At 38.8% G+C, this 14,993-nt stretch carries 8 protein-coding genes and 2 pseudogenes; 4 read left to right on the top strand and 6 right to left on the bottom strand.

The annotated features are described in order from the left end of the window. Positions 1-8: 8 nt before the first annotated feature. Both speA and BTN50_RS11725 read right to left on the bottom strand, forming a co-directional pair. Positions 9-1,931 (bottom strand): biosynthetic arginine decarboxylase, encoded by a 1,923-nt coding sequence (gene speA / locus BTN50_RS00065; RefSeq protein WP_096618578.1) that lies wholly within the window; start codon positions 1,929-1,931, stop codon positions 9-11. Between the two features lie 557 nt (positions 1,932-2,488). Continuing rightward, entirely contained in the window at positions 2,489-2,614 is a 126-nt protein-coding gene (locus BTN50_RS11725; protein WP_256386970.1) for a hypothetical protein, read from the bottom strand. A 982-nt stretch (positions 2,615-3,596) separates the two neighbouring features. On the opposite strand from BTN50_RS11725, the pseudogene BTN50_RS00060 reads away from it, so the two are divergent. Then, positions 3,597-4,515 (top strand): annotated as a pseudogene (locus BTN50_RS00060) (IS5 family transposase). A 371-nt stretch (positions 4,516-4,886) separates the two neighbouring features. Further along, positions 4,887-5,372, top strand: coding sequence for an SsrA-binding protein SmpB (gene smpB / locus BTN50_RS00055; RefSeq protein WP_096618577.1), 486 nt, complete (start codon positions 4,887-4,889; stop codon positions 5,370-5,372). 764 nt (positions 5,373-6,136) lie between these two features. Here the strand turns inward: smpB and BTN50_RS10545 are convergent. The 4 genes and pseudogenes from BTN50_RS10545 to fieF form a co-directional block, all read right to left on the bottom strand. Then, positions 6,137-6,595: pseudogene (locus BTN50_RS10545) on the bottom strand (transposase); the annotation flags it as partial. A gap of 142 nt (positions 6,596-6,737) precedes the next feature. After that, a complete protein-coding gene (gene pfkA / locus BTN50_RS00035) occupies positions 6,738-7,700 on the bottom strand; it encodes a 6-phosphofructokinase (RefSeq protein ID WP_096618574.1) in 963 nt (320 codons plus the stop codon). 271 nt (positions 7,701-7,971) lie between these two features. Further along, a complete protein-coding gene (locus BTN50_RS12605; protein ID WP_394348996.1) occupies positions 7,972-8,115 on the bottom strand; it encodes a hypothetical protein in 144 nt (47 codons plus the stop codon). An 833-nt stretch (positions 8,116-8,948) separates the two neighbouring features. Beyond that, on the bottom strand, positions 8,949-9,839 hold the full coding sequence (gene fieF / locus BTN50_RS00025) for a CDF family cation-efflux transporter FieF (RefSeq protein WP_096618573.1): 891 nt from the start codon (positions 9,837-9,839) through the stop codon (positions 8,949-8,951). A 2,107-nt stretch (positions 9,840-11,946) separates the two neighbouring features. Between fieF and aceE the strand changes: the two genes are divergently transcribed. Both aceE and BTN50_RS00005 read left to right on the top strand, forming a co-directional pair. Beyond that, positions 11,947-14,610 carry a pyruvate dehydrogenase (acetyl-transferring), homodimeric type gene (aceE, locus tag BTN50_RS00010; RefSeq protein ID WP_096618572.1) on the top strand — a complete coding sequence of 888 codons (2,664 nt, stop codon included), beginning with the start codon at positions 11,947-11,949 and terminating at the stop codon, positions 14,608-14,610. Positions 14,611-14,623: 13 nt separating this feature from the next. Further along, the coding region (locus BTN50_RS00005; protein WP_394336751.1) for a biotin/lipoyl-containing protein at positions 14,624-14,993 on the top strand (370 nt) is incomplete at its 3' end.

The raw sequence follows: 14,993 nt of genomic DNA, 5'->3' as shown, positions 1-14,993 counted from the left end.
GACCCACGTTAGCGATAAGTACGAATATCTTCGAGGTAGGTGTAACCATTTAAGCCTTCTGCCAATTCCGCCAAGATTGCACCTCGTTCTTCTTCTGGTAGTGCAGCTTTCGCCATTTCTTCATACTGTTCGAGAAATAAGTTAGCATCAAGGTGAACGTAACGCAGTACATCGCCAACACTGTCACCACGTTCGATTTCTTTGATGTCATAGCGGCCATCTGGACTGCACCGTACTACAGCTGTGTCTGTGTCACCAAATAGGTTGTGCATGTCACCCAAGATCTCTTGATACGCACCGACTAAGAAGAAACCTATGCGATACGGTTCTTCATCTGTCCATGCAGGCACCATCAGCGTACTTTCGATCCCTTGGCCTTCAACGTATTGGTCAACAGCTCCATCTGAGTCACATGTGACATCAAGCATCACTGCACGGCATTCAGGTGCTTTATCGAGGTTGCTCAGCGGAAGAATAGGGAAGACTTGGTCAATACCCCATACATCTGGCAGTGATTGAAACAATGAAAAATTTAAAAATAACTTGTCTGCCAGCCGAATATTTAGCTCATCAAGAACAGGACGGTGTGCGCGATTTTTATGTGACATTTTGCAAGACAGCTCGTAACAAATGCGAAGACTAATTTGTTCTGCCCATGCTCGCTCTGTAAAGTTCACCATGCCCATTGCAAATTGCATGTGTACTTCTGTTAAATCACTTTGATTATCGTGATAAATTTCAACCAGAGAACGATGATCGATTGATTGACTTAGATCTTTAAATGAGTGCCACATGTTATGTAGAATCTGCGACACATCGGCTGCTGGTGCAAACACTTCCTCACGTTGGTAACTCTCTACGCCTACAACGTCAGTAATCAGGACAGCATGGTGCGCGGTTAAGTTGCGGCCTGATTCAGAGATAATGCGCGGCATTTGAATGTCATATTCTTTACACACATCACCAATGGTGTAGACAACGTTATTCGCATATTCACGAAGGCTATAATTCATTGAGCAGCAACTTTGACTGCGGGTGCCTTCGTAATCAATGGCCAATCCACCACCTACGTCAATTGTAGTAATGCCCGCGCCTAATTTATATAGTTCTGCAAATACACGTGCCGCTTCGTTCACACCTGAACGTACATCGCGAATATTAGCAATTTGTGAGCCTAGATGGGAGTGCATTAATTGAAGTGAATCGAGCATATCGTGCTCACGTAACGTTTCCATCACGGTCAGTACTTGCGATGCGGACAGACCGAACTTTGATTTTTCGCCACCGCTTGCTTGCCACTTGCCTTTTCCTTGAGACGCTAAACGCGCGCGTATGCCAAGACGCGGCTTTACAGCCAGGGCTTTGGCTTCTTCTAAAATCGTGTTAAGTTCTGACAACTTTTCAAGCACGATATACACTTCGTGACCCAGCTTTTCGCCGATGAGTGCAAGGCGTACGTATTCACGGTCTTTATAGCCATTACAGATGATCACTGAGCTCGCTTGTTGCGCCATGGCAAGCACTGCCATCAATTCAGGTTTGCTTCCAGCTTCTAAACCCAATTGACGCTGTTGGCGTGCGTATTGGCTCTTTAGGATCTCACTCACCACTGGCTCTTGTTGGTTAACCTTTATTGGGTAAACCGCCAAATATTGACCTTTATAGTCGTAATCTGAAATAGCATCGTTGAAGGTTGAGCACAGGCTATCTACCCGGTGGTGAAGAATATCGGGGAAACGCACTAAAACTGGTAGTGATACACCTTTGGCAATCAATTCGTCGGCCAATGAAGATAAAGCAATTACATTATTAGGTTGGTTTTTGTCTGGACGAACGATGACTTCCCCACTTGGGTTAATGTCAAAATACCCTTGGCCCCAATACGGTGTGTTATAGACATCGCGTGCGTCGTTAATTGACCAATCGTTCATGTTCTTTACCTCATATAATGATTGAGCACATGTAAATGGCGCTAATGATGCTAATGGCGTGAAGGCCTGTTTAGCTAAGTCATGTACAAAATAATGGATACAACGATTACGTTAATGCTGGTTATTTTCTGCATACCTACTAATAAAACTGCATTTAATCAGGTAAGTGCAAGCGTTGAATAGGTTCAAACGTTGGAATCATAACGACATATGCGTCTCGACGACATCTTTTTCTTGACTTGATTTATGATGAAAGTTTCAATAATAAATTTTAACATGATTCACGATTAAATGAACGCTTGCGTTTTAGGCATATCTAACCTAATCAGCTTATTTAGCACTTTTATCATTGCGTAAAAAATTCGCCAGTCAGTGCATGGTAATCCCTTAGGCTTAATATTCCTTTGAACAGTTTTTCGATTCAGGACATTGCTGTTTCTTACAGAGAACGTTTATAGCAACCATACTTTGTTTTTCAATGCTGATTTAAACTATATAATTTTGGTAACTGATCGCTAAATTATCCGAATGATTTCGTTCTCAAACAGTTGCTTTTTTTAGTTGGATGAGTGGAACAGCTCGTTTAATACGAATGGTTTCGTAACACTTCTAGTATCGTCAGCACCATCGCCTAATATTACATTGATTTTTAGGCGGGTCTGTTTGAGCAAGTTAAGCAGCACTTTACCGTCAGGTACATTCGACGCACTTGGCTCAGTAGCAATGCATGGATGCGTATTTATATCTACCGCTACATCTGGCCTACACCAGACTAGACGCTTTCCACCTATGCCCTGCTTTTTTACTTACCATCAGCTTTCTCCGTAGACTCTCAACTCCGAATAATTCATGGTTAAATCGTTAAATAAATGAGGTCTCATTCGATGATTCTGCTTGGTTTTATTCCATAGCTCAATAGCGCTTTCATCAGTCCAAAATATTAATTAGCCTAGTTGTTTAGAGCGTAAACTGATAATTCAGTTACTTAATTTCAAAAATAAAAGCTCCCAAAATCTATTATAAAATATAGGCATGCTGCATCTAAACTAGAAGAACATTGAATATAAAAAATTATAAATCCTTTCTCCGTATTTGGATGTGAATAATCTTAGTATACAAACAATACAAACAATACAAAAAGCAAATATGGCTCAAATTATGCATTATTTCAAACAAAATCATGTATTATTGACACCCTAGGAGTCGCTTAGGCCTGATGACTTTTTCACGTATGAAGAATGGGAGCAGTGTATCATTCAGCTAACTAAGTTAAACTATTATAGTTTAGCAGAATATTTTTACCTACAAAAAAACTGATGATTAGATTGCGAAAGTGATAACATGCAGTAAGCGTTATGTCGTGGTTTTGTTCACTAATTAAAATTTAGATAGCAAATCCCAACATCATGGACTATTAGATGCTAGCTTGCATTTTGGGCATACTTAGCCTTGTAAGCTTATTTAACACTTCATCATGGTGGTGGCTTCACGAATCTAAGTTCCATGCTTTTTTAGACTCAATCTCCCTCCAAGTAGCTTTTTAACTCGAACCATTGTTGCCTCTGTTAGGGAACGTTTATGATAACCAGCTTTATTTCCTAAATAAGAAAACTAAATTTTCAATTAACACTCTAAACAGTGAAGTTCACTGAAATATTCAGTTCTATGAACAATCTTCGCTACAAAACAACTAACTGTAAGCAATATAATCAAGCTTTAATCAATCGGGGCTCACTAACATTCTAGACTGATGAAGAAGCTATTCAGCTATGCAATTAAACTCAGCAGGATAGTCATGGCAGATCTCGTTTATTTAGCAACTTAGTCATTACAACGGTCCTCATGGTTAAATGCGTATTTTCAATGCCATTGAAAGGTCTCAAAAAATTCATTAATTTTGTTTCCAAACTTATTCAACTACCATTGTCATACCCTCACTATTTATGCATTTGCAAGCAGCCAAAATGGTTAACGTCACGTTCAAGACGACGAATAAAGGAAGCATCCAGCACTTAACCATGGATTTTGTGGGGCTCAAAATCTACGTTGAAGAAGAATGAGAAGTAAAAAAGCATCGTATTGGTGGGGAATGATGAGTCTGGCGCAAGTTACATTTAGCGGTAAATATAAATACGCATGGAATCCTTGCTGCTAAGCTAAGTGCATCAAATGTCACTGACAGTGAAGTGTTACCTAGCTTACTAAAACAGACCCGCCGAAAATTAATGAAATATCAGCCGATCGTGCTTCCGACACCAGACAATGTTACGAACCGTTCGTATTAAACAAGCGGCTTTACTCATCTCACAAAGAAAAGGAATAACTTTTGAGGAACGAGGTCATCCGCGTAATTTAGCGGGCAGTTACCAGAAGTTATACGATTCCAATCAGTATTAGAAAACGAGGTATGATTACCATAAATGTTCCCTATCATAGACGGCAATGGCTCAAGTCAAACACTACTAGGGGGGTGACATTAAACTTAAGAGATCATAATGCTCAAATTAGCGAGACTTACGCCATGATAGAAACGTTAAATAAGTTGACAAAACTAGGTATGCCTAACACAAAAGTGAGCACCTAATAGTTCATCATATTGGGATTTACGCTCTGAATTTGAATTAGTCAACAAAGCTTAGCTATGGTAATAATTAAATTTTTTGAGCTTGTTAAACCACTACATCACTTACATCTTACGGATGTAAGTGATACTATTTTTATGCGGCCATACATTCGATTATCACAAAATTTATCATGCTGAATCTCAAATCCTTATTTTAACTTTTAGTTAGAAAAATTTTTCAGCCTAGAATAAGATTCCGAATCATTAAGAAACCAAGCACCTTCACAATTATTAGTATAAACTCTTATTTCCGTGAACGAATCTAACGAGAATCTAAAAATTTAATAAAAATTATATCACCATTCACTGCCATTACGTATAATAGCATAATTATGGTAAAGAAAAATTTAAAAAATAAAGTAGGCACTAATACAATTGTGCAGAACCGTCAAGCTAACCACGATTATTTTATTCAAGATGACATTGAAGTAGGACTTGTGCTACAAGGCTGGGAAGTAAAATCTCTCCGAGCCGGTAAGGTCAACATCACGGAAAGCTACATGTTTTTTAAAGATGGTGAAGCTTACATGTCTGGTGCCACAATCACACCACTGCGCGTTGTTTCTACACATATAGTAGCAAACCCAACGCGCATCCGAAAGCTATTGCTAAAACGTTGTGAACTAGACGCATTAATAGGTAGGGTAAATCGAGACGGTTATACTCTTGTCGCCTTATCTATGTACTGGAAACAGTCTTGGGCTAAACTTAAGGTTGGTCTGGCAAAAGGTAAAAAGCTTCATGACAAACGTGCTTCTTCAAAAGATCGCGATTGGAAACGTGATAAAGCGCGTATCATGAAGCATTCAACCAGATAAATGAGTGTTATTTCTTAATGCGAGTTCAGATAGCAAATTTCAATGTAATGAACTACTAAACGCTCTCTTGCACTTTAGGCATACTTATCCCTGTCAGCTTATGTAACTCTTTTATTATGGCGTCAGTTTCTCCAGTCTAAGCATGATAATTCCTTAGACTCATTTTACAATGCTTATGTGAACCGTATAACTTTTGGTAACTAACCGCTAAATTGCACAGATAATCTCGTACCCCAAAAATTGTCTCTTGTCTTGATGGGATGAGTGGAACAGCTTGTTTAATGCGAATGATTTTATAACACTGCTTGATGTCGTAAGCATCATCGCTTGCTAATGCATAAAAAATGAAGACATGACAACGATAGTTAAGCAAGTTTGTAAATAGAATGAATCATTGCTAACCTCTTAGTGGTATTGAATAGGCGAAATTTTCCACGATTACTCGGCTTAGTTTGATTTCATAGCTGAATAACTTTTTCATCAATCCAAAGTGTTAGTGAGCCACAATTAAGTAAAGCTGAATTACACTACTTTCAGTTAATTTTTGATAGTAAAGTTAGTCCATATACTTGAATATTTCAGTTAACCTAGCTGTTTAGAGCGTATATTGTAATGAAATTTCCTAATTTGAATTAAAATTTGCTATCTGAACTCGAATTAAGAAAAAATTTTATTTAGGCTCAATACCACTCTCAGGAGTTTTTTAACTAGAAATACTACCTAGTGTTGTAAGCTCTATCGTCTAATATTTCATTGATTATTCAGCGGGGCTGTTTGAACAAACTAGGTAGCACTTCACTGTCAGTTACATTTAATGAACTTAATGTAACAACAATGATTTCATGCTTATTCATATCTACCGCTAAATGTAACCTGCATCAAATTCGACATGTTCCGTAAAGTTTCAGCCCTGTAAAATCAATGACTAAATGCTGTATGGTTCCTTTAATTTTTGTCTTGAGCGCAACAAAAACGGTTTTCGCTCGTGTGTTAGCGCAAGAATAATAAGGGCATAATAACGACAATTTAACCAGTTAAAGAACAAAATTAATGAATCCTTGCAAACTTATCAATAGCATTGAAAATACGCGCTGGACCATGAAAACCGTTATAATGGCTAAATCACTAAATAAACGGGGTCTCCCATGATTATCCTGCTTCATTTGATTCCATAGCTCAATGACTTCTTTAACAATCCAAAATATCAGTCCGTCATGATTAATTAAAGCTTAATTATACTGCTTTCAGTTGGTTATTTTGTAGTTAAACTTGTTCATGGCCTGAATATTTAAGTAAACCCTGGCCATTTAAGATACGGATTAATAATTGAGTCCCCTGATTTAGGAAATAAAGCCGGTCTGAAACTTAAAATAATTTGTTTGCAACATCGTAAAGATCTTGGCGAAACGGACGACACATATTTTCAATTGCATGCATTATATCATGGTGAATCAAATTTTCACATTGAACACCTACACAACGACCGCTTTCACCATTATTCAGCAATGCGACCGCGTATGCACCCATGCGAGACGCAAGGATCCGGTCAAATGCGCATGGCTGACCGCCACGCTGAATATGTCCAAGAATGGTAGCACGTGTCTCTCGACCCGTTTCACCTTCAATGTGTTGAGCTAGATCGTTTACATCAGTTATTAGCTCAGTGATTGTGATGATTGCGTGCTTTTTACCTTTATAGATACCCTCTTTTATTTTAGTCAGAAGCTGCTCTTTATCAAAGCCAAGTTCTGGTGTCACAAAATATTCACAACCCCCTGCGATAGATGCCATCAAAGTCAGATCACCACACTGGCGACCCATCACCTCAACGATGGAAATACGCTGGTGAGAAGAAGAAGTATCTCGCAGACGGTCAATCGCTTCAACAACAGTATCTAGTGCTGTTAAGTAACCTATAGTGTAATCAGTACCAGGGATGTCATTATCAATGGTACCAGGTAAACCAATACATGGAAAACTCATTTCAGTCAATTTTTTTGCACCCATATAAGAACCATCACCACCGATAACAACTAGTGCTTCAATACCATGCATTTTCATGTTTTTGATGGCTTGCTCACGAACTCTTTCGTCTTTGAACTCAGGGAAACGTGCTGAACCTAAGAAGGTTCCACCTCGGTTGATGATGTCTGAAACACTAGTACGGTTTAGCTTTTCAATGCGGTTCTGATGGAGACCTTGATAGCCATCATAAATTCCGTAGACCTCAATACCTTCACTCAATGCCGCGCGTACAACACCGCGGATGGCTGCATTCATACCCGGTGAGTCACCACCACTAGTCAAAACACCAATTTTACTAACCATTATTACCCTCTAAATTGCCCTCTAATTTTGAGAATTGAAACTTCAAATCCACTATCGCATGTTGAGAAATGGAGCTTAGAACCCTACTTACCTAAGAAAAATTTTATGGGATATCGTGGGTTTACCCTAGGCATATTTGATACACTAGTCTAGCTTGCCGGCTGCTTATTTAAAACTGTAACTTTCTTTTTTATGTAAGGCCAATATAATTTAAAAATTATTTTTTGTTAATCAATATCAGTAACAATTACAACAATTTGAACTATGTTTCCTAATTTTTTAAATAAAATTTCAATATGATGAACCATAAGACGTTCAATTTTGTTTTAGACATACCTAGCCCAATTAACTCATTTAACACTTTTACCATGGCATAGACTTTATTAATCTTAGCATTCAGATCCCTTAGGCTCAATGTTCCTCCCCCCCGAATAGTTTTTTGACTCGAATCATGGCCGCCTCTGATAGGGAACGTTTATGATCACTATACTTCGTTTTCCAACGCTGATTTGAATCATATGATTTTCTGGTAGGTAAACGCTAATTATGCGGATAATCTCGGTCCTCAAAAATTATTTTTTTTGGCTGGAATGAAGCGAACCACTCATTTAATACGAACAGTTTCATAACATTATCTGGTATCATAAACTCTATCGCCTGATATTTCATTGATTCTTAGATGGGTCTGTTTGAGCAAATTAGGTAGCACTTTACCGTCAGTCACATTTAATGCTATTTCATTTAGCAGCAATTATTTCATGCGTATATATATCTCTCGTTCAATGCCGGATGGTTCCTTTAGTATGAATTTTGAACGTAATGCCAACCATTTTGGCTCGCATTGCTAATGCGGGAATGGTGAATGGCGAGGGCATGCTTAACGGCAGTTAAGCATGTTTTAAACAAAATTAATGAATCTTTGCAGGCCTATTCATGGTCTTGAAAATGTGCTTTTAACCATGAAAGCCATCATAATGGCTAAATCCCTAAATAAATAAAATTTTTCATGATTACCCTGCTGAAATTTGATTTCATAGCTGAATGGCTCCCTCATCAATCCAACATGTTCGTGAATCACGAGTGATTGAAAGCTTCATTATACAGCTTCCTGTCGGTTGTTTTGTAGCGAAGCTTGTCCATGGACCTGAATATTCAAGTGGAACCTAGTTGTTTAGAGAGTAGATTGATAATTGAGTTCCTTCATTGAAAAAATAAAGCTAAGTATTTGTGACAATACGTGTATAAATTTTATTCTTGAGAGTCTTTTCCTACGACTGATGCCGGATCTTGGTGGATCAATACATCAGACATCGGAAAAGCAACTTCTAACCGGCTTTCTACTTCATCCGCAATTAGATGAGCATCAACTAGTTTTATGTTATCGTCCAACTCTAGGTGCAGTTGAATAAACCTCGTAATACCTGCTTGTCGAGTACGAAGATCGTGAACGCCATGAACACCTGCGACGGTGGAAGTAAGTAGCATGATTTTTTCTTGATCCTCAACTGAAAGTTGATGATCAAGAAGTGATTGTACCGCATTTTTGATCATCCTAAATGCGCTTGCCAGAATAAAGATCACAATAAAAAGTGCAAATACTGCATCAGCTTGCGTCACGCCATACCATGCTAAACTCAGTGCAACAATAATCGCTATGTTCATAAGAAGATCTGACTGATAGTGAATGGAGTCAGCAGAAATAGCTTGACTGCCTGTCTTATATACTACCCATTTTTGGAATAACACCAAACATCCAGTGATAATAGCCGCAATGATGCTCACCACTATCCCTGCTTCTGGGTGGTGCAGTTCAGACGGACGGAACAACCGCTCCATTCCATTAAACAACAAGAAGCCGGCTGAACTAACAATGAAAACAGCTTGCACCAGTGCTGCAAGCGATTCCGCTTTTCCATGTCCGAAGCGATGTTCTTCATCCGCTGGTTGAAGAGCATAACGCACCACCACAAGGTTAGTTATAGAAGCTAATAAGTCAATCAATGAGTCTACAAGTGAGGCAAGTAAACTCACCGAATCTGTGTACCACCAGGTAAAAAATTTTATAACAAGAAGGCCAGTGGCTGTAATAGTGGCTGCCCACGCAGCCATTTTAACGAGTCTGACATAGTTTTTATTCATACTGAGAACGTATCCTGGACAAGTTTTGAAAGTATACCGTTTTTTGTGCTATTTTAAAAAATCATCAAATTAAAGAAAATTTTGTGTCCTAAACTAGGGAACTAAATGATCAATCTATGCTTTAAACAGCTAGGTCACTTAAATATTTAGGTCTATGGACAAGCTTAGCTACAAAACAACCCGCAGGAAGCCATATAATCAAATGTTAATCGAGCATGACTCATTAACATTCAGGATTGATGAAGAAATCATTCAGCTACGGAATCAAACTAAACGGGGTAAAGATGGAAAACTCCGTTTATTTAGCGATGAAGCCATTATGAGAGCTTTCATGGTTAAATGCGTATTTTCAATGCTATTAAGAGGTTAGCAAAATTTACTAATTTTATTTTAAACTTACTTAACTCCCGTTGTCATATCCTCATTATTCGCGCATTAGCAAACGATTCAAAATAGCTAATATCGCATTCAACACGTTGGTTTTACGAATTTAAGGTTGATGATACAGAAAAGGGGGCAAGTAAAGAAGAATGGCACTGATGGGAGATGGCGAATTTGACGTAAATTGCATTTAGTAATAGATATAAATGCGCATTAAATCATTGCTACTAAGTTAAGCTCATTAAAGATGACTTACGGGTAAATACTGCCTCACTTGATCCAACAAACCCACCGAAGAATCACTAAGATATGAAACGATAGTGCTTATGATACAAGACAATGTTAAAAAACCGTTTATATTAAACTAGCGGCTCCACTCATCGTACTAATAAAGGGCGCTGTTTTTGGGGAATGAAGGCGTCAACGTAATTTAGTGGTTAGTGACTAGGAGTGATACGATTCAAGTCAGCAGTGACACACAGCGTATGGTAACCATACTATCAAAAACTGCTCGGAGGAACATTGAGCTTAAGGTATGACAATGCCCAGATTTGTGCAACCTACACCTAGATAAAATATTACATAAATTGACAGCACTGAGTATGCCTAAAATGAAAGCAATAGTCTAATAGTGCATTATTTTAAAATTAGTTACCTGAACTCAAATTAGGATAGAAGACCTAATATATATGATGTAAATTAAGTTTACAGTGGACACTTTCTCCACGGTCTGTTAAATTTTTAACTGTTTTTTAAGTGGTCCTATAATTTACACTAGACCAGTCTTTGGGGTATGACGTTGCAGAAGTCCCGGCATCAGGACATAAAGATAAATAATGGGAATACAACGACTTCGTCAACCCCAGCTATCAAATGTTATTAAAGAAGAACTTAAAATCTTAATTTTTAAAAAGACGTCCTCTCAGTGCAAAAATTGACACTGTAGCAAGAGTTAGTAAAATACTTTAATGATTATCTCCCTTCTGTAGACGAAATTATACAGTCTTTAGAAGAAAAACAATTTTTAAATTGTAAACATGGTGATGATACCTGTGTCAGGAATCATTATACTAATGCTTATATGAACCACTTATTAAATTATTAGCTGAGAACCCAGGATCACAATTGAATTTACTGAAAATATCATCATACATTAGAGGATATTTCTTTTTATATTGCTGTGCTACGTGGAGCCAAAAAATATTTAACGAGCATTTGTACATGCCATGGTATGACCAGATCCGTGCAACTTAGCAACTTTTAAACAGAGGTAAGTGCAGTTATGCAATATCTAATTGCCATGACTAAAGCATTACACCATGTTGTATTACTGCACATTATGCGTAAATTAGCTCCACTACTAGTGTAAAAGATTATAAAAAATTTTTAACTTGCTTAATCATGATAATGATGTGGTTGAAAAGGTCAGTATACACAGAGCGAAACTTGCGCAAAAATTATTGCTAAGGCACTCAAAAATCCGTCTGGCATCATATCCATATGTAGCTTTTATTGAAAAAATGTTGTCGGGTTTCAGTCGAAAAACAAGTCGCCAAGAGCGCTCGCTCCGCAAGATTTAGCAGCGTAATGATGAACTGGAATAACTCATCCTGACTGTTTTATCAATAGTATCCTAAAAAAAGCACCGAGGTAGCTGTTAAAAAACATTTTTCAGCTGCGATACATTTATTTTGTACGAGTCAATCAATGAAAGGATAGAATCGTCATGTCTGAAATCATAAAAAATGACGTGGACGCACTAGAAACTCAAGAGTGGTTGGAAGCTCTCGCCTCGGTCATTCGTGAAGAAGGAGTAGAACGTGCCCAGTACCTACTTGAACAAGTTATAGAAAAGGCACGCCTTGACGGTGTTGATATGCCTACTAGCATCACTACCAATTATGTGAATACCATCCCTGCAGATAAAGAACCTACATATCCAGGTGACGTAAATCTGGAACGTCGTATTCGTTCTATCATTCGTTGGAATGCGATCATGATTGTATTGCATGCCTCGAAAAAAAATTTGGACTTGGGTGGCCATATGGCGTCTTACCAATCTGCATCTACTTTCTACGAAGTATGTTTTAATCATTTTTTTCGTGCGTCTAACGAGGTGGATGGCGGTGATTTAGTTTATTATCAAGGCCACATTGCTCCAGGTATTTACTCTCGTGCATTTATTGAAGGCCGTTTGACTGAAGGGCAGCTTGATAATTTTCGCCAAGAAGTTGATGGTAAGGGTATTCCTGCTTACCCTCACCCTAAACTGATGCCTGAATTCTGGCAATTTCCGACTGTTTCCATGGGATTAGGTTCTATTTCTGCTATTTATCAAGCTCGCTTTCTAAAATACTTAGAAGGCCGTGGTCTGAAAGAAACCAAAGCTCAGCGCGTTTATGCATTCTTGGGTGATGGTGAGATGGATGAGCCAGAATCACGCGGCGCAATTTCATTCGCGGCTCGTGAAAAATTGGGCAACCTATGCTTCCTAATCAACTGTAACCTTCAACGTCTAGATGGTCCAGTCATGGGTAATGGTAAAATCATCCAAGAATTAGAAGGTCTATTCAAAGGGGCTGGTTGGAACGTGATTAAAGTTGTTTGGGGTAATGGTTGGGACAAACTGCTAGCCAAAGACACCACGGGTAAACTGCTTCAGTTGATGAACGAAACTCTCGACGGTGATTACCAAACATTTAAGTCCAAAGATGGCGCTTACGTTCGCAAAAATTTTTTTGGCAAATACTTAGAAACTGCTGCGCTCGTTGCTAGCATGACGGATGAAGAGATCTTCGCATTGAAACGTGGTGGCCATGAGTCATCTAAAATATTTGCAGCGCTTAAAAATGCGCAAGAAAAAAAAGACCGTCCGACCGTTATTTTAGCGAAAACCGTTAAGGGTTACGGCATGGGTGAAGCAGCAGAAGGAAAGAATATTGCGCATGGTGTGAAGAAAATGGATATGACACATGTTCAGCACCTACGTGATCGCTTAGGTCTACAAGATCTTATTTCTGATGAAGATATGAAAACTCTGCCATACCTAAAACTAAAAGAAGGTTCAGCAGAATATGAATACTTACATGCACGACGCAGTGCGCTGCACGCCTATACGCCTAAGCGGCTACCTAAGTTCACTGAAGCACTGGTCATTCCTGAAATGGAGGAATTCAAATCACTGCTTGCAGAGCAAAAACGTAATATATCTACCACCATGGCATTTATTCGTACTTTAAATATTTTACTAAAAAATAAAAATATTGGCAAAAACATCGTTCCTATTATTGCAGACGAAGCTCGTACTTTCGGTATGGAAGGCTTGTTCCGTCAAATCGGTATCTATAATCCGTTTGGGCAGGCATATACTCCTGAAGACCATGGTGTTGTTTCTTACTACAAAGAAGCAACCTCGGGTCAGGTCTTGCAAGAAGGTATTAATGAACTGGGTGCTATGTCTTCATGGGTAGCTGCGGCAACTTCTTACAGTACAAATGATTTGCCAATGATCCCGTTCTACATTTACTACTCAATGTTCGGTTTTCAACGTATTGGGGATATGGCGTGGATGGCTGGTGACCAACAAGCACGTGGCTTCTTATTAGGTGCAACTGCGGGGCGTACTACTTTAAATGGTGAAGGTTTACAGCATGAAGATGGTCATAGTCACATTCAAGCAAACACTATTCCTAACTGTATTTCTTACGATCCAACGTTCGCGTACGAATTAGCGGTGATTATACAAGACGGTATCCGTCGTATGTACGGTGAAAATCAAGAAAATATGTTTTACTATCTGACGCTGATGAACGAAAATTATGCAATGCCAGCAATGCCAGAAGGAGCTGAACAAGGTATTCGTAATGGGATCTACAAACTTGAATCTTATGCTGGTGCAAATAAAGTTCAGCTAATGAGTTCTGGAACCATCATGAACGAAGTACGTAAAGCTGCACAAATCCTTAGTGATGAATACGGTGTTGCATCGGACGTTTACTCTGTAACTTCGTTTAACGAGTTGACGCGTACAGGTCAAGATGTAGAACGCTTCAATATGTTGAACCCAGATGCAGAGCAAAAAGTGCCTTATATCACTCAAGTCATGGGGGCTGAACCAGCCATTGCAGCTACGGATTACATGAAGAACTATGCAGAGCAAGTGCGTGCATTCATGCCATCTAAATCATTTAAAGTATTGGGAACTGATGGTTTTGGTCGTTCAGACAGCCGAGCTAATCTACGCCATCACTTCGAGGTGAACGCAAGCTACGTTGTAGTTGCTGCGCTTAGCGAGCTAACAAAACATGGTAATATTAAGAAATCTGTAGTAGTTGACGCTATCAAAAAATTCGGTATAGATACTCAAAAAGTAAACCCACTGTACGCGTAAGAGGCAGGAATCAATGACAATCGCAATTAACGTTCCCGATATCGGAGTCGATGAGGTTGAAGTTACAGAAATCCTCGTTAGCGTCGGCGACACAGTTGAAGAAGAACAGTCGCTAATCATTGTTGAAGGTGATAAAGCGTCGATGGAAGTTCCTACATCACAAGCAGGTGTCGTAAAAAAAATTAAAGTAGCAGTAGGAGATAAAGTCTCTACAGGCTCTTTGATTATGGTCTTTGAAGAGGCTGGCGCAGGTGCAGCACCTGTGATTGAAGTTCCTACTGTAGCCTCTGCTGTAAAAAAAGTGTATGTTCCAGATATTGGTAATGATGAAGTCGAGGTTACCGAAATTATGGTGACAATTGGCGATAGCATTGCAACGGAAC

The organism is Candidatus Enterovibrio altilux (assembly GCF_002381345.1).
Classification (GTDB): Bacteria; Pseudomonadota; Gammaproteobacteria; order Enterobacterales; family Vibrionaceae; genus Enterovibrio; species Enterovibrio altilux.
Note: the sequence above shows the minus strand (reverse complement) of the source record. Positions and strands in the feature narration are given on the sequence as shown.

What these genes read in the sequence shown, in the direction of transcription:
- smpB (WP_096618577.1), top strand. Translation starts at nt 4,887, where the DNA reads ATGGTAAAGAAAAATTTAAAAAATAAAGTAGGCACTAATACAATTGTG.
- aceE (WP_096618572.1), top strand. Translation starts at nt 11,947, where the DNA reads ATGTCTGAAATCATAAAAAATGACGTGGACGCACTAGAAACTCAAGAG.
- fieF (WP_096618573.1), bottom strand. Translation starts at nt 9,839, where the DNA reads ATGAATAAAAACTATGTCAGACTCGTTAAAATGGCTGCGTGGGCAGCC.
- pfkA (WP_096618574.1), bottom strand. Translation starts at nt 7,700, where the DNA reads ATGGTTAGTAAAATTGGTGTTTTGACTAGTGGTGGTGACTCACCGGGT.
- speA (WP_096618578.1), bottom strand. Translation starts at nt 1,931, where the DNA reads ATGAACGATTGGTCAATTAACGACGCACGCGATGTCTATAACACACCG.